The following is a 16,460-nucleotide window of genomic DNA, read 5'->3' as shown; positions in this document are numbered from 1 at the left end:
GGGGGGCTCTGGGTGACGGGTCAGGGCACGGCGGGGGCCGCGGTTCGCGCGCCCCGCCGCCTGCCCCGCGCCCCGCGCGCCACGGCGATCAGCCGCGGCGTGAGGACGCTGACGATGAGCAGCAGCCCGGTGACGATCGACTGGACCTCGGTGGAGACGTCGTTGAGCATCAGCAGGTTGCGGAGCAGGCCGATCAGCAGGACGGCGGCGATGACGCCGCCGAGGGTGCCCCTGCCGCCGTCGAAGTCGACGCCGCCGAGCAGCACCGCCGCGATGACGGTGAGCTCCAGGCCGAGGCCGTTGTCGGCGCGGGCGCTGCCGTAGCGGAGCGTGTAGACGACGCCCGCGAACCCGGCCACCAGCCCGGACACGACGAACAGGACCAGCTTGGCGCGCTTCACGCGGATGCCCGCGAAGTAGGCGGCGTCCTCCTGCGCGCCGATCGCGAACAGCGCCCGTCCGGCGCCGGTGGCGTGCAGGACGATCCCCGTCGCGGCGGCGAGCACCGCGAACAGCGCGATCGGGTACGGGATCGGCGTGCCCGGGACGGACGACGTCGCGAGGTCGGTGTAGGCGGCCGGGAACTCGGAGATCGCGCCCGTCCCGAGCGTCACGTAGGCGAGGCCCCGGTAGAGGGTCATCGTGCCGATCGTGACGGCGAGGGACGGCAGCCCGAGCCGGGTGACGAGGAGCCCGTTGACGAGGCCGCAGCCGACGCCGACGAGCAGCACCAGCGGGATGATCGTCTCGATGGCGAGGCCCGCGTCCCACAGCCTGCCGGTGAGGGCGCTGCACAGGCCGAGGATCGAGGCGACCGACAGGTCCACCTGGCCGCAGACGACGAGCAGCGTCATCGGCAGCGCGATCAGCGCGATCTCGCTGAGGTCGTCCAGGGCGAACGCCAGGTTGTCGCCGTTCGCGAAGTCGGGCGAGAACCCGGCGCCGCCCGCGAACACCGCGACCAGCAGGGCGGTGACGGCGGTCTCCCAGCGCAGCATGCCCGCGAGGCGGCTCATGACCGTCCCTCCCTGTGCGCGGTGGACTCCAGCGAGCGCTGCTTGAGCGCCCGGGTGACGCGCAGCGCCAGCAGCCGGTCGACGCTGATGGCGAGCAGCAGCAGGACGCCGGTGATCGCGTCCTGCCAGAACGAGTTGACCTTGAGCACGACCAGCACGCTGCCGATGGTGGTGAGCAGCAGCGCGCCGAGCGCCGCCCCGTACACGGTGCCGACGCCGCCGGTGATGGCGATGCCGCCGACGACGACCGCGCTGACGACCTTCAGCTCCCAGCCGTGCGCGGCGTCCGCGACGACGGTGCCGAACCGGGCGAGCCACAGCACCCCGGCGAGGCCCGCGAGCGCGCCGCTGACCAGGTAGGCGGTGAGGACGCGGCGGCGGATCGGGACGCCCGCGAGCAGCGCCGCCTCCGGGCTGGACCCGATCGCGTAGAAGTCCCGTCCGGACGAGTAGGACCGCAGGTAGTACCCGACCGCGAGCATCACGGCCACGGTGATGATCGGCAGGTACGGGACGCCGAGCACGCCGTCGCTGCCGAGCTTCAGCAGCGCGGCCGGAAGCTCCGCCGCACCGATCTGGTCGCCGTGCGCGATCCGGTAGTCGAGCCCCTGGATCACGTACAGGGTGCCGAGGGTGACGACGAGGGCGGGCACCCGGCAGAAGCTGACCAGCAGCCCGTTCACCAGCCCGCACGCCAGCCCGATCGCGACGCCGACGAGCAGCACGAGCACGACGCTCCGGTCCCCGCCGGAGGCGAACCTCCCGGCGCTGAACGCGACGAGCCCGACGACGGACCCGACCGACAGGTCGATGTTGCGTGTGACGACCACCATGCTCTGCCCGACGGCGAGCAGCACGAGGATCGAGGCGTTGAGGAAGATGTCCTTCACGCCCTGCCCGGACAGGAAGCGCGGGTTCGCGATCGTCGTGCCGACGACGAGGACGGCGAGCGCACCGAGGATGCTCAGCTCCCGGGCGCGCAGCACCATCTCGACCAGCCGCCGCCCGCCCCCCGGCGGCCCGCCCGCCCCCGGCCGCGCCGGGGACTCCGCAAGTACGGTCATGAGGGTCAGGCCGCCTTTCCAGCGCCGGTGCGGCCGGTCGCGGCGGCCATCACGGTCTCCTCGGTCGCGTCCGCGCGCGGGATCTCGGCGGTGAGCCGTCCCTCGTGCATGACGAGGACGCGGTCGGCCATGCCGAGCACCTCCGGCAGGTCGGACGAGATCATCAGCACCGCCAGGTCGCGGGCGGCCAGATCGGACAGCAGCCGGTGCACCTCGGCCTTGGTGCCGACGTCGATGCCGCGGGTCGGCTCGTCCACGATCAGGACGGCGGGCTCGGTCGCGAGCCACTTGGCGAGCACGACCTTCTGCTGGTTGCCGCCGGACAGGACGCCGACGGCGTCGGTCAGGCGGGAGTACTTGAGCCGAAGCCGCAGGCCCCAGTCGGCGGCGCGGTCCCGCTCGACCCGGCGGGAGATCAGGCCGCCGCGCCCGGTCTCGCGGCGCAGCGCCTTCAGCCGGGTGAGCCCCATGTTGCGCTCGATGGACATGTCCATGACGAGCCCCTGCTGGCGGCGGTCCTCGGGGACGAGCGCGAGCCCCGCCGCCATCGCGGCCGTGGGGCTGCCGGGCGGGAGGGCGCGGCCGTCGACCTCGACGGTCCCGGCGTCCCAGCGGTCCACGCCGAAGAGCGCGCGGGCGACCTCGCTGCGTCCGGCGCCGACCAGCCCGGCCAGCGCGACGATCTCGCCGCGCCGGACGTCGAAGGACACGTCGGTGAACGCGCCCTCGCGGGTCAGCCTGCGCACCTTCAGCGCGACCTCGCCGGGCGTCACGTCCTGCTTGGGGTAGAGGGCGTCGAGGTCGCGGCCGACCATCCGGCGGACGAGGTCGTCCGGGGTGAGGTCGGCGACGAGGTCGGTGCCGACGAGGCCGCCGTCGCGCAGCGTCGTGACCCGCCGGCACAGCTCGAAGATCTCCTCCAGCCGGTGCGAGATGAACAGCACCGCGCAGCCCTGGTCGCGCAGCGTCCGGGTCACCGCGAACAGCCGGGCGACCTCCTGGCCGGTGAGCGCGGCGGTCGGCTCGTCCATGATCAGCACCCGGGCGTCCCGGGAGATGGCCTTGGCGATCTCGACGACCTGCTGGTCGGCGATGGACAGGCCGCGGGCGGGCCGGCGCGGGTCGAGCGGGACCCCGAGCCGCTCGAACAGCCGCGCCGTCTCGGCGTGCATGGCGCGGCGGTCGATCCGGCCCCGCCCTGCGAACAGCCGCCCGGTGCGGGGCTGGCGGCCCATGAAGATGTTCTCGGCGACCGACAGGTCGGGGAACAGCGTGGGCTCCTGGTAGATGACCGCCACCCCGGCGGCCTGCGCGTCGGCGGGGCCGCCGAAGGCCACGGCGGCGCCGTCCACCCGGACCTCGCCCGCGTCCGGACGGTGCACGCCTGCGAACGTTTTTACGACCGTCGACTTGCCCGCGCCGTTCTCCCCGGCCAGGGCGTGCACCTCGCCCGCGTGCAGCTCCAGCGTCACGTCCTGGAGGGCGCGCACGGCGCCAAACGATTTACTCACGTTGACCAGCGCCAATGTCGGTGGCGCCGACCGCGCGGGTGCTGTCATCAGGGCCCTCCTCGGGAGGCAGGTCCAGGACGGTGGGATGAAAAACGTTTTAACAAGATCTTGCGGAGGACGCTAGATGTGAGCCGGACCACCCGTCAAGGGCCGATCTTCCGGAGGGACCTTCTAAGATCGCTGGAAACCCCGGCGGAGCAAGGGCCTGAGAGGTCCTCGAAGTCGTCCGCGACCGGCACCGGCCACCCGTGTTTCGGCCTCCGATGCACGGCCTGCGGGTTGACACGTTTTAATGCATGACCCAGAGTGAGCCGACATCGGCGGACGGACCGGGGGCGCGGCAGAGTGAGCACAGACGGCACCGACCGTCCCGGCGCGGCGCGCGGGACGGTCGGGATCAAGCAGGTCGCGGCGCACGCCGGCGTCTCGCCGGGCACCGTGTCCAACGTGCTCAACCGGCCGGAGCGGGTCGCCGCGGCGACCCGGATCCGGGTCGAGGACGCGATCCGGGAGCTCGGGTTCGTCCGCAACGGGTCGGCGTCCACGCTGCGCGCCGGGCACAGCAGCACGATCGGGCTGATGGTCCTCGACCTCGCCAACCCGTTCTTCACCGACGTGGCACGCGGCGTCGAGGACACCGCGAGCGAACGGGGCTACGCGGTGATCCTGTCCTCGTCCGGCGAGTCGGACGAGCGGGAGCTGCGCAACCTGCGGGTGCTCGCCGAGCAGCGGGTCCGCGGCGTGCTGCTGACCCCGGTCGGCGACGACGGCGCGGCGGCCGGGCGGCTGCGCGAGCGGAACGTCCCGGTGGTGCTGCTCGACCATCCGACGCCGCGCGCGAACCAGTGCTCGGTCGCCGTCGACGACGTCGCCGGCGGCGAGCTCGCCGCCGGGGAGCTGCTGGCCGCGGGCGCCCGCACGATCGGCTTCGTCACCGGGCCGACGGCGCTGCGCCAGTGCGCCGACCGGCGCAAGGGCGCGCTGCGGGCGCTGCGCGCCGCCGGGCTCGGCCGCGAGGCGCTGCGCGAGATCCCGGTCGGGGCGATGAACGCGCGGGCCGGGCAGGAGGCGGCGCGGCGGCTGCTGGAGGCCGGGCCGCCGCTGCCGGACGCGATCTTCTGCGCCAACGACCTGCTCGCGCTCGGCGTCCTTCGGGTGCTGCTGCAGGTCGGGGTCCGGGTCCCGGCTGACATCGCGCTGATCGGGTACGACGACATCGAGTTCTCGGCGGCGGCCGCCGTCCCGCTGAGCTCGGTGCGGCAGCCCACCTACCAGCTCGGCCGGATCGCGACCGAACTCCTGCTGGAGGAGTGCGACGACCCGGCGGGGCACGCCCACCAGCAGGTGATGTTCCAGCCGGAGCTGGTCGTCCGCGAGTCGAGCCGGTCCGAGGCGGGAGGCGCGTCGTGAGGGTGGCGCTGTGAAGGTGGCGCTGTGAAGGTGGCGTTGTGAAGGTGGCGCTGTGAGAGTCGCGTTGTTCCTGACGTGCGTCAACGACACGCTCTACCCGGGGACGGGGAAGGCGGTCGTCCGGCTGCTGCGGCGGCTCGGCCACGACGTGGAGTTCCCGTCCGGGCAGACGTGCTGCGGGCAGATGCACCTCAACACCGGCTACCGGCGGCAGGCGCTGCCGCTGGTGAAGGGGTTCGCGGAGACGTTCGAGCCCTACGACGCGGTCGTGACGCCGTCCGCGTCGTGCGGGGCGATGGTCCGCGACTGGCATCCGCGGCTCGCGCCGCGCTCCGCCGGGGTCGCCTCGCGCGTGTACGAGCTGTCGGAGTTCCTCGTGGACGTGCTCGGCGTCACCGACGTCGGCGCGTACTTCCCGCACCGCGTCGCCTACCACCCGACGTGCCACTCGCTGCGGATGCTGCGGGTCGGCGACCGCCCGCTGCGGCTGCTGCGCGAGGTCCGCGGCATCGACCTCGCCGAGCTGCCGGACGCGGCCGAGTGCTGCGGGTTCGGCGGGACGTTCGCGCTGAAGAACCCCGAGGTGTCGGCGGCGATGTGCGCGGACAAGGTCACCGCCGTGCGGGGGACGCGGGCCGAGGCGCTGTGCGCGGCCGACAACTCGTGCCTCATGCACATCGGCGGCGCGCTCACCCGCACCCGCGCGGGGGTCCGCACCGTCCACCTCGCCGAGATCCTCGCGGCGACGGAGGAGGACCCGCTATGACGATGCCCACGTACGTGGGGATGCCGTCGTTCCCGGACGCGGCGCGCCGCGCTGTGGGCGACGCGCGGCTGCGCGCCAACCTGGCGCACGCGACCACCACGATCCGGGCGCGGCGCGCCGACGCCGTCGCCGAACTGGACGACTGGACCGCGCTCCGCGAGGCGGGCAAGCAGATCAAGGACCACGTCCTGGAGAACCTCGGCCACTACCTGCGCGTCCTGGAGGAGAAGGTCACGGACGCCGGCGGGACGGTGCACTGGGCGCGCGACGCCGCCGAGGCGAACCGGATCGTCGCCGGCCTCGTGAAGGCGACCGGCGAGACCGAGGTCGTCAAGGTCAAGTCGATGGCGACGCAGGAGATCGGGCTGAACGAGTTCCTGGCCGGGGAGGGGATCGCCGCCTACGAGACCGACCTCGCGGAGCTGATCGTCCAGCTCGGGGACGACCGCCCGTCGCACATCCTCGTCCCGGCGATCCACCGCAACCGGTCCGACATCCGCGACATCTTCCTGCGCGCGATGGACGACGCGCCCGCCGGGCTGACCGACTCCCCCGCCGCGCTCGCGGAGGCGGCGCGGCGGCATCTGCGCGCCAAGTTCCTGTCGGCGAAGGTCGCGGTGTCGGGGGTGAACTTCGCGGTCGCCGACACCGGGACGCTCGTCGTCCTGGAGTCGGAGGGCAACGGCCGGATGTGCCTCACGCTCCCGGAGACGCTGATCTCGGTGATGGGCGTGGAGAAGATCGTCCCGTCGTGGCGCGACCTTGAGGTGTTCCTGCAACTGCTGCCGCGCTCGTCCACGGCGGAGCGGATGAACCCCTACACCTCGACCTGGACGGGCGTGCACCCCGGCGACGGGCCCCGCGACTTCCATCTCGTCCTGCTGGACAACGGCAGGACCGCCACCCTGGCCGACGAGGTGGGCCGGCAGGCGCTGCGCTGCATCCGCTGCTCCGCGTGCCTGAACGTGTGCCCGGTCTACCGGCGGGCGGGCGGCCACGCCTACGGGTCGCCGTATCCGGGGCCGATCGGCGCGATCCTGTCCCCGCAGATCAGGGGCATCGGGTCGGACGTGGACGCCTCGCTGCCGTACGCGTCGTCGCTGTGCGGGGCGTGCTTCGACGCGTGCCCGGTCGCGATCGACATCCCGGAGGTGCTCGTCCACCTGCGGGCGCGGGCGGTGGAGCGGGGGCCGCGCCATCCCCTCGAACGGGTCGCGATGGCGGCGGCGGGGTGGACGCTGCGCTCCCCCACCCGGCTCGGGCTCGCGCAGCGCGGCGCGTCGGCGTCCCGCCGGATCGTGGCGCGCGGCGGGCGGATCCGGCGGCTGCCCGGCCCGCTGTCGGCGTGGACCAAGACGCGGGACGCGCCCGCCCCACCACCCGAGTCGTTCCGAGCCTGGTGGGCCCGGACGGACGGCGGCCGCGAGGAGACCCGGTGACCGCAGCGGGGTCTGGGGGTCGCCCCCAGAAAGGCAGGGTCCGGTGAACGCGCGCGAGGAGATACTCCGCCGGATCGAGCGGGTGGCGCCGACGCGCCCGGCCGCCGAGGTCGCCGCGTCCTACGGCCGGATCGACCGCGGATACCGGCGGCGGCACCACGAGGGCGACGTCCTGGAGCTGTTCGCGGAGCGGGTCGCCGACTACCGCGCGACGGTGCTGCGCGTCGCGCCGTCCGGCGTGCCGGGGACGGTCGCGCGGCGGCTCGCCGCCCGGCCCGGCTCGTACGGGGTGCCGTCCGACCTGCCGCCGGAGTGGGTGTCGGAGGTGGGCGCGCCGCTCGTCCGCGACCCCTCGGTCGCCGCGCTGGACGGCCTCGCGGGCGCGGTCACCGGCTGCGCCGCCGCGATCGCCGAGACGGGGACGATCGTCCTCGACCACGGCGCCGCGCAGGGCCCGCGCGCGCTGTCGCTCGTCCCCGACTACCACCTGATCGTCGTGCGCGCGGAGCAGGTCGCCCCGGACGTGCCGGACGCGCTGGCGCGGCTCGACCCGCTCCGGCCGCTGACGTTCGTGTCGGGGCCGTCCGCGACGAGCGACATCGAGCTGTCCCGGGTGGAGGGCGTGCACGGCCCGCGCACGCTCGACGTGGTGGTCGTCGCGTGAGCGAGGCGGGTTTCGCGGCCGTCGACCTCGGCGCGTCCAGCGGGCGGGTGATGGCGGCGCGCGTCGGGCCCGGCACGCTGGAGCTGGACGAGGTCCGCCGCTTCCCCAACCGCCCGGTGCGGGTGAACGGCACCCTGTACTGGGACGTCCTCGGCCTGTACGGGAATGTCCTGGACGGGCTGCGCTCCGCCCCGTCCGGCCTCGCCTCGGTCGGCATCGACTCGTGGGCCGTCGACTACGGGCTGCTGGACGGGAACGGCACGCTGCTCGGCAACCCCGTCCACTACCGCGACTCGCGAACCGACGGCGTCATGGAGCGGGTCCGCGCCGACGTGGGCGACGACCTCCTCTACCAGGCGTCGGGCCTCCAGTTCCTCCCGTTCAACACGATCTACCAGCTCGCCGCCGACGACCTGTCGCGGGCGCGCACGCTGCTCCTCATCCCCGACCTGCTCGCGTACTGGCTCACCGGGGAGATCGGCGCCGAGCGGACGAACGCGTCCACGACCGGGCTCCTCGACGTCCGCACCGGCACGTGGTCGGGCGAGCTCCTCTCCCGCCTCGGCCTGCCCGCCGCGATCCTGCCGCCGCTGCGCGACCCGGGCTCGCCGATCGGCGTCCTGCGCCCGGACGCCGCCGCCGAGACCGGCCACCCCGGCCTCCCGGTCGTGGCCGTCGGGTCGCACGACACGGCGTCGGCGGTCGCCGCCGTCCCCGCCGCGACCGACCGGTTCGCCTACATCTCCTGCGGCACGTGGTCCCTGGTCGGCGTCGAGCTGGACGCGCCCGTCCTCACCGAGGCGAGCCGCAAGGCCAACTTCACCAACGAGGGCGGCGTCGACGGGACGGTCCGCTACCTGCGCAACGTGATGGGCCTGTGGCTCCTCCAGGAGTGCCTGCGCGCGTGGGACGGCCCCGACCTGACCGCGCTGCTCGCCGAGGCCGCGCGCGTCCCCGGCCTGCGCTCGCTGATCGACGCGGGCGACCCCGAGTTCCTGCCGCCGGGCGGCATGCCCGCCCGGGTCGCCGCGCACTGCCGCCGCCGCGGCCTGCCCGCGCCGGAGGGGCGCGCCGCGACCGTCCGGTGCGTGCTGGACAGCCTCGCCCTCGCGCACCGCGCCGCGATCCGGCAGGCGGCGGCGCTGTCCGGACGGGACGTCGACGTCGTCCACCTCGTGGGCGGCGGCAGCCGCAACGAGCTGCTCTGCCAGCTCACCGCCGACGCGAGCGGGCTGCCCGTCGTGGCCGGGCCGGTCGAGGCGACCGCGCTCGGCAACGTGCTCGCCCAGGCCCGCGCGCACGGCGCGGCGGGCGGCCTCGCGGAGTCGCGGGCCCTCGTCGCCGCGACGCAGCCGCTGCGCCGCTTCGTCCCGTCCGGCGACGCGGCGCGCTGGGACGCGGCCGCCGCCCTCCTCGCCGTCCCGGCGCCCTGACCGAGGGCGCGGAGCGACCACGCGGTCATGTGTCCACCTGTGGCCGTGTCGGCGCGTTCCGAGGTCGGCGGCGGGGCCCGGCGGCCCCGCCGCTGGCGAGGGAGAAGGCCCGTCCGCAGGTCAGCGGACGCATGTCACGGCTCGGGGACGGTTTACCTTCTTGAGGTTGACATGGGGCGTGCGACGACGCTTGATAACAGGGAACAACACGGTGAGTCAGCACGGTGCCGGAGAGACCGCCCGTCGGAGTGGCGCACGGCGCGGGGCGTGTTGCCCCCGCCCTATTGACGTTCGACCCGATAGGGTGAATTTCGCCAAAAGTCTCATGAACAGCTACACAGAAGCATGATCACGGCGTATCGGCCGCCTGTCACTGTTGGGGTGTGGACATGGAGGGTCGTGCGGCACGCGACGCCGGGACCCGTCCCGGCAACGCTCCGCTCGTCGGGCGACGGGACGCGCTGGAGGAGATCGGCCGCGTCCTGGACGCCGCCCAGGACGGCTACGGCTTCCTCGCCGTGGTCGGCGAGCCGGGCGCGGGCAAGACGCGGCTGCTGAACGAGCTGGCCGACGCCGCGACCGCGCGCAAGCTGACCTACGTCGCGGGCCGCGCCGCCGAGTTCGAGCAGGAGATGCCGTTCGGCGCCGTGGTCGATGCCCTCGACGACCACCTCGAAGAGCACACGCCCGACCTGTCGCCCGCCGCGCTGCGCCTGCTCGGCACCGTGTTCCCGGCGCTGGCCGACCTCACCGACCATCCCCCGGCCGCCGCGTCGCCCGACTCGGGCGTGGCCCGCTACCAGTTGCACCGGACCGTCCGGCACGCGCTGGAGGAGCTCGCCGACCCGCACGGGCTCGTGTTGATCCTGGACGACCTGCACTGGGCCGACGACGCGACGATCGAGCTGCTGGACCACCTGGTCCGGCATCCGCCGCGCGCCCGCGTGCTGATCTCGGTGGCCTACCGGCCCGCGCAGGCGTCGCCGCGGCTGGCGGCGCTGGTGGACGCGGCCGGGCCGCAGGGCGTGCGGGTGACGGTCGACCCGCTCACCCAGAGCGAGGTGGAGGAGTTCCTCGGCCCGGAGGTGAGCCGGGCCCGCTGCGAGGCGCTGTTCAAGGCCAGCGGCGGGAACCCGTTCTACCTTGAGGCCCTGTCGAAGATGGGCGAGGGGGGCATGCCCGCCGGGGCGGGCCCCGACCGGCAGGGCTGGGGCCGGGGCGTGGCGAACCTGACCGAGCTGCCGCCCGCCGTCCGCGCCGCGCTGCAGGTGGAGTTGAGCGCGCTGCCGCCCGAGGCGCTGCGGATGGCGCGCGGCGCCGCCGTCGCCGCCGACGTGTTCGAGCCCGCGCTGGCGGCCGTCGCCGCCGAGATGGAGCAGGGCGCCGCGCTCACCGCGCTGGACGTGCTGACCGGTCACGACGTGGTACGTCCGGCGCCGGGCGGGCGGTTCAGGTTCCGGCATCCGCTCGTGCGGCACGTGGCCTACGCCTCCACGGCGGCGGGCTGGCGGATCGCCGCGCACTCGCGGGTGTCGTCGCGGCTGGCCGAGCTGGGCGCGCCCGCCGCCGTCCGCGCGCACCACGTGGTGCGGTCGGCGCGGTTCGGCGACCGGGAGGCGATCCGCACGCTGGTGGAGGCGGCGCGGGTCGTGGCCTATCAGGCGCCGGGCACCGCCGCGTACTGGCTGGAGGCCGCGCTCGAACTCATGCCGGACGGCACCGACCCCGCCGCGGACGGCGCGTATCCCGACCGGGTCGAGCTGCTCCTAGAGCTGGCGCACGTGCAGACCGTGTCCGGGCACGCCGAGGCGGGCCGCGAGACCGCCCGCACGCTGCTGGGGCTGCTGCCGCTGGACGACACCGTCCGCCGCGCCCGCGCCGTCGTGCTCTGCGCCATCGTCGAACGGCAGGTCGGCCGCATCCACGAGGCCCGCGCCCTCGTCCTGGACGAGCTGCGCCGCATCACCGACCGGCAGACCCCCGAGGCCGTGCTCCTGCGCATCCGGCTGGTCAACGACCGGATGCAGCGGATCGACACCCGGGGCTCGCAGGCCGTCCTCGACACCATCCCCGACAGCGGCCCCGGCTGGGGCCCCGGGCTGACGGCGGCGGTCGTGGCGATGCGCCCGATGGTGTCCTATGGGCGCGGCGCGGTGGAGGAGGCGATCGGCTACGCGACCAAGGCCGACCAGCTGTTCTCCGCCGCCGCCGACACCGACTTCGCCGACTGCCTGGACAGCTTCGCCTGGCTGATCTTCGCCGAGTCCTTCCTCGGCATGTACGACAGCGCGCTGCGGCACGCCGAGCGGCTGGTGTCGATCACCCGCAAGACCGGCCAGACCTACACCCTCGGCTACATGCTCGCCGGGCAGTCCCGGATCCTGGCCTCGGTCGGGCGGATGGCCGAGGCCGCCGCCGTCGCCGACGAGGCCGCCGCGGTCGGCCGCGAGCTGCGCTCGCAGGAGGTCCTGGCCTACGGGCTGATCCAGCAGTGCCTGACCGCGAGCTGGATGGGCGACCACGACCGCGCGCTGCGCGCGGGCGAGGAGGCCGTCGCCAACGACACCGGCTCGGGCGAGTGGTGGACCCACATGACCCACGTCGCCCGCGCCCTCGCGATGGTCAACGCCGGCCGCACCGCCGAGGGCGCCGAGGCGCTGATCGCCGCCTGCGGCGACGGCACCCTCGGGCTCGACTTCGACACGCTGGTCATCTGCGCCGAGACGCTCGCGTCGGTCCGCGCGGCCGAGGACGCCCCGCCGCCCGACGGCCGCGACGCCGCCTACTGGGCCGACATCGCCGACGCCATCGCCAACCCCGCGCTGCCCGGCGACGTCGGCCTGGCCCGGCTCGCCCGCGCGCACGCGCTGCGCGCCGCCGACCCGGCCGCGTCCGCCGCCTGCGCCGCCGAGGCCGCCGAACTGCTGGCCAAGACCGGCCGCCGCCCCGACGCCGGACGCGCCGAACTCGCCGCCGGGCTCGCGCACGCCGCCGCCGGCGACCGCGCCGCCGCCCGCGAACGCGTCCGCGCCGCCGCCGAGATCTTCGAGGCCTGCGGGATGCGCGGACTGCTCGCCCAGACCGTCCGGGAGCAGCGCCGGCTCGGCGTCCGCGTCCCGCCGCCGGGCGGCTCACGTGCGAAGACGGTCCGGCAGGAGATGCCCTTCGGGCTCTCCCCGCGCGAGTACGAGATCGCCCAGCTCGTCGCCGAGGGATGCAGCAACCAGCAGATCGCCGAGCGGCTCTACCTCAGCGTCCGCACCGTCGAGACCCACCTCTCACGGGTCTTCGCCAAGATCGGCGTCCCCTCCCGGGTCGGCGTCGCGACGGCGATGAACCGGACACCGTGAACCACCTGGGCTGATTCCGACTCTCATCTCACGTAGGTCCCGTACGTACGTGCCGTCCTGATGTTCTCGTAAGTACGGGTTCTCCACGATGCCGCGCTGATATCCGCGTTTGGCAAGGTTAGGGCGTCAGAGAGGGCCGGAGGGGATGACCATGGGACAGCAACGGGGGATCGCGCGCTTCACCCATACGGGCGTCACCGACGCCGCCATGTCCATGCACCCCTTCGCGACCGAGGACGGGCTGGGCCTCAACCTGACCCGCTACCGCCGCGCCGACTGCGACGACGTGGTCCTGCTCGTGCACGGCCTGACGACGTCCAGCGACATGTACATCATGCCGGAGCACGCCAACCTGGTGAACGTCCTGCACGACGCCGGGTTCGGCGACGTGTGGGCGCTGGACTACCGGATGAGCGGCCGGTACCCCTACAACGCCGAGACGCAGCGCCACACCCTCGACGACATCGCGCTCTACGACCATCCGGCGGCGCTCACGGAGCTGCGCCGCCACGTCGGCGACCGGCGGATCCACGTGATCACGCACTGCCTCGGCGCGATCTCGTTCTCGATGGCGGTGTTCGCCGGGACGGTCACCGGCGTCGCCAGCCTGACGTGCAACAGCGTCTCGCTGGTGCCGCGCACGCCGCTCTGGTCGAAGATGAAGCTCGGCTACGGGCCGCCGCTGATGGAGTACCTCGTCGGACCGTGCCACCTCGACCCGCGCTACGGGATGGCGCCGCTGCTGACCCGCGGCTGGCTGCTCGCCAAGTCGGTCGCGCCGTTCCACCGAACGTGCGACGAGCCCGCGTGCCACATGCTCAGCTTCATGTGGGGCGGCGGGAAACCGATCTTCTCCCACGAGAAGATGTCGCCGGTCACCCACGGCCGGCTCCCCGACCTGTTCGGGGCCTGCAACGTCAACTACTACCGGCACATCCTCAAGATGGTGCGGGCCGGACGCGCGGTGAAGTACGACCGCCGCGACCCGCGGCACAAGGACCTGCCGGACGACTACCTCGCGAACGCCGCGGACGTCACGACACCGATCCTGTTCCTCACCGGAGACCGCAACCACGTGTTCACCGACTCCAACATCGTCTGCTACCGACGGCTTGAAAGGGTCACGCCGGGCCTGCACGAGCTGGCGGTCCTGCCCGGGTACGGCCACCAGGACGCCTTCATGGGCGCGTACGTCGACACCGAAGTGTTCCCGCAGGTACTCGACTTCTTGAAGAGGAAGGCGGGCTAGCGCCATGGAGCACGTCGACGCAGTCGTGATCGGGTCCGGGTTCGGCGGGTCCGTCGCCGCCTACCGGCTGGCGGAGGCCGGCAGGTCGGTCGTCCTGCTGGAGCGCGGGCAGCCGTACCCGCCGGGGAGCTTCCCGCGGACGCCGGCGGAGATGGGGCGCGCCTTCTGGGACCCGGACGCCGGCCTGTACGGGATGTTCGACGTCTGGAGCTTCAAGGGCTGCGACTCGGTCGTGTCGTCCGGGCTCGGCGGCGGTTCGCTGATCTACGCGAACGTGCTGCTGCGCAAGGACGAGCACTGGTTCGTCGACGACGGCCCGGACGGGACGAAGCGGCGCTGGCCGGTGTCGCGCGCCGACCTCGACCCGCACTACGACGCGGTCGAGAAGATGATCGGCGTGGCGCCGTACCCGCTGGACCACGTCCCGTTCGACGACACCCCGAAGACGCACGCGATGCAGGACGCGGCGGCCGAGCTCGGGCTGGACTGCACGCTGCCGCCGCTCGCGGTCAGCTTCGCGGCCCGGCCGGGCGGCGCGCCCGGGCTGAGCCTGCCGATCGTGGACGCCGGGTACGGCAACGTCCACGGCGCCCCGCGGCGGACGTGCCGGCTGTGCGGCGAGTGCGACATCGGCTGCAACGAGGGGTCGAAGAACAGCCTCGACCACACCTACCTGTCGGCGGCGGCGCACCACGGCGCGGACCTCCGCACGTCCCACGAGGTGAAGGCGCTGCGGCCGCGGCCGGGCGGCGGGTACGAGGTCGACTACATCCAGCACGAGCCGCCGCCCGCGCTGTCGCTGCGCAAGCGGCGCCGGCTGCCCGTCCGGACGATCTCCTGCGACCGGCTGGTCCTCGGCGCGGGCACGTTCGGCACGACGTTCCTGCTGCTGAAGTCGGCGAAGGCGTTCCCGGGGCTGAGCGAGGCGCTCGGCACGCGGTTCAGCGGCAACGGCGACCTGCTGACGTTCCTGCTGCGGGCCACCGACCGCAACCGGGTCCGGCCGCTGAACGCGAGCCGCGGGCCGGTGATCACGACGGCGATCCGGCTGCCGGACGAGCTGGACGGCGTCCCCGGCGCGGGCCGCGGCGCCTACATCGAGGACGGCGGCTACCCCGGGTTCACCGACTGGATCGTCGACGGGTTCGACATCCGCAACGACTTCGAGCGCGCGGTGAAGTTCCTCTGGGACCGGTTCACCGACCTGTTCCGCGAGGCGCCGGACACGAACCTGTCCAAGGAGATCTCCGAGCTGATCGGGGACGGCGCGCTCACCGTCAGCTCGCTGCCGCTGCTCGGCATGGGCCGCGACACCCCGGACGGGCGGCTGCGGCTGCGCGACGGGCGGCTCGCCGCCGACTGGACGAGCGAGACCAGCGAGGAGCTGTTCTCCCGCGTCCGCAAGACGATGCAGGGCATCGCGGACGTGCTCGGCGCCGACTACGCCGACAACCCGATGTGGTTCCGCAAGCGGATCGTCACCGTCCATCCGCTGGGCGGGGCTCCGATGGGCGCGCACCGGGGCGAGGGCGTCTGCGACGCCTTCGGCGAGGTGTTCGGGTTCCCGGGCCTCTACATCGCCGACGGGGCGGCGATGCCGGGGCCGGTGGGCCCCAACCCCTCGCTCACCATCGCCGCGCACGCCGACCGGCTGGCGACGCGGCTGCTGGAGGGGGCGTCCGCGTCGGGGGGCGCGGGCGGGTCCGCCACCGCCCCGTCCGCCACGGGGGCCGGGCCGGTCGGGGGAACCGGCCCGCTGGTAGGGGTGAATGGCGAGGCGTACGGCCCGGCGGCCGGGGGGCGTGGGGGGGCGGCCCCCCACAAGGAGCCCGTCCCGGCGGCCGGGGGGCGTGGGGGGTCGACCCCCCACAAGGAGCCCGTCCCGGCAGCAGGGGGTCGCGAGGGGTCGCGGGGGCTCGTCGCGGCGCCGGGCCGTACGTCGCTGTCCTTCACCGAGGAGATGAAGGGGTACGTCACCTACGGCGAGTCCGACCCGCGGGTCGGGGAGCTGGCCGACGGGCGGCTGCCGCTGTCGTTCCGGCTGACGATCACGACGGACGACACCGACCGGTTCGTCGCCGACCCGGCCCACGAGGCGCGGGCCGAGGGGTGGGTCGACGCGACCGGCCACGGGGGGCGCCGCACGGTCGAGGACGGGACGTTCAACCTGTTCGTCGACCCGACCGGCGGCGCGGAGGACCGGCGGCTGATGAAGTACCGCCTGTTCTACACCGACGGCGACGGGAACGCGCGGACGCTCAGCGGGGTGAAGAACGTCCTGCACGGGCCGCCGACGCGGATCTGGCCGGACACGTCCACGCTGTACGTGCGGGTCCTGGACGGGCACGTCGGCGCGGACGAGGAGGACGGCGCGCGAGTGGTCGCGGCGGGGGTGCTGCAGATCAAGCTGACGGACTTCGCGCGCCAGCTCACCACGTTCCGGACGTCCGGTCCGGACGGGGCGCAGAAGCTGCTCGGCTTCGGGAGGTTCTTCGCCGGGGAGCTGTGGGAGGTGTACGGGCCCGGCTCCGGGTGATCCGGGGCCGCGGCGTCGCGGG

11 protein-coding genes are annotated in these 16,460 nt (G+C 74.1%); 8 read left to right on the top strand and 3 right to left on the bottom strand.

Going from position 1 to position 16,460, the window contains the following annotated elements; genetic code table 11:
• Positions 1-20 precede the first annotated feature (20 nt).
• From ACH01S_RS13620 to ACH01S_RS13610, 3 genes are read right to left on the bottom strand one after another with little or no spacing between them, the layout of a single operon-like run.
• A complete protein-coding gene (locus tag ACH01S_RS13620; RefSeq protein WP_067890341.1) occupies positions 21-1,016 on the bottom strand; it encodes an ABC transporter permease in 996 nt (331 codons plus the stop codon).
• Complete coding sequence (locus ACH01S_RS13615) at positions 1,013-2,080, bottom strand: ABC transporter permease (RefSeq protein WP_067890339.1); 1,068 nt, start codon at positions 2,078-2,080, stop codon at positions 1,013-1,015. The genes ACH01S_RS13620 and ACH01S_RS13615 overlap by 4 nt, the downstream gene beginning before the upstream one ends.
• Positions 2,081-2,085: 5 nt before the next feature.
• A complete protein-coding gene (locus ACH01S_RS13610; protein WP_067890336.1) occupies positions 2,086-3,639 on the bottom strand; it encodes a sugar ABC transporter ATP-binding protein in 1,554 nt (517 codons plus the stop codon).
• 297 nt (positions 3,640-3,936) lie between these two features.
• Between ACH01S_RS13610 and ACH01S_RS13605 the strand changes: the two genes are divergently transcribed.
• From ACH01S_RS13605 to ACH01S_RS13570, 8 genes are all read left to right on the top strand, one after another.
• Positions 3,937-5,001, top strand: coding sequence for a LacI family DNA-binding transcriptional regulator (locus ACH01S_RS13605; RefSeq protein WP_067890333.1), 1,065 nt, complete (start codon positions 3,937-3,939; stop codon positions 4,999-5,001).
• Positions 5,002-5,053: 52 nt separating this feature from the next.
• Positions 5,054-5,767, top strand: coding sequence for a (Fe-S)-binding protein (locus ACH01S_RS13600; RefSeq protein ID WP_067890330.1), 714 nt, complete (start codon positions 5,054-5,056; stop codon positions 5,765-5,767).
• Entirely contained in the window at positions 5,764-7,206 is a 1,443-nt protein-coding gene (locus ACH01S_RS13595) for a LutB/LldF family L-lactate oxidation iron-sulfur protein (RefSeq protein WP_067890327.1), read from the top strand. The genes ACH01S_RS13600 and ACH01S_RS13595 overlap by 4 nt, the downstream gene beginning before the upstream one ends.
• Positions 7,207-7,249: 43 nt before the next feature.
• Positions 7,250-7,870, top strand: a complete 621-nt coding sequence (locus ACH01S_RS13590; protein ID WP_067890323.1) for a LutC/YkgG family protein — start codon at positions 7,250-7,252, stop codon at positions 7,868-7,870.
• A complete protein-coding gene (locus tag ACH01S_RS13585) occupies positions 7,867-9,303 on the top strand; it encodes a rhamnulokinase (RefSeq protein ID WP_370671567.1) in 1,437 nt (478 codons plus the stop codon). The genes ACH01S_RS13590 and ACH01S_RS13585 overlap by 4 nt, the downstream gene beginning before the upstream one ends.
• Before the next feature lie 389 nt (positions 9,304-9,692).
• A complete protein-coding gene (locus tag ACH01S_RS46530; protein ID WP_067890320.1) occupies positions 9,693-12,653 on the top strand; it encodes a helix-turn-helix transcriptional regulator in 2,961 nt (986 codons plus the stop codon).
• A gap of 151 nt (positions 12,654-12,804) precedes the next feature.
• Positions 12,805-13,902 carry an alpha/beta hydrolase gene (locus ACH01S_RS13575; protein WP_067890317.1) on the top strand — a complete coding sequence of 366 codons (1,098 nt, stop codon included), beginning with the start codon at positions 12,805-12,807 and terminating at the stop codon, positions 13,900-13,902.
• A 4-nt stretch (positions 13,903-13,906) separates the two neighbouring features.
• Entirely contained in the window at positions 13,907-16,438 is a 2,532-nt protein-coding gene (locus ACH01S_RS13570) for a GMC oxidoreductase (RefSeq protein WP_067890314.1), read from the top strand.
• The last annotated feature ends 22 nt before the right edge of the window (positions 16,439-16,460 follow it).

The sequence above is a fragment of the Actinomadura chibensis NBRC 106107 genome, assembly GCF_001552135.1.
GTDB classification, from domain to species: domain Bacteria; phylum Actinomycetota; class Actinomycetes; order Streptosporangiales; family Streptosporangiaceae; genus Spirillospora; species Spirillospora chibensis.
This window is presented reverse-complemented; position numbering and strand designations above follow the sequence as displayed.